The sequence below is a fragment of the Streptomyces sp. O3 genome, assembly GCF_054788135.1.
Map to the genome: position 1 here is coordinate 1 of NZ_JBTVYK010000179.1, position 275 is coordinate 275.

A 275-nucleotide genomic window follows, 5' to 3' on the forward strand; every position below is an offset into this window, starting at 1 on the left:
GTGGACGGGACGATCTCCTTCCTTGAGGTGAACACCCGTCTGCAGGTGGAGCACCCGGTGACGGAGGAGGTCACCGGCCTGGACCTGGTGCGGGAGATGTTCCGGATCGCCGACGGCGAGGAGCTCGGCTATGGCGACCCGGCGGTACGCGGCCACTCCTTCGAGTTCCGTATCAACGGTGAGGATCCGGGCCGTGGTTTCCTCCCGGCCCCCGGCACGGTGACGACGTTCGCCCCGCCGTCCGGACCCGGTGTGCGGCTGGACGCGGGCGTGGA

The 275-nt window shown here is 69.8% G+C and carries 1 protein-coding gene; it reads left to right on the plus strand.

Features of this window, described 5'->3' with window-relative positions:
- A partial coding sequence (locus ACX6XY_RS30255) for an ATP-binding protein (RefSeq protein ID WP_460337870.1) occupies positions 1 to 275 on the plus strand: 275 nt, incomplete at both ends.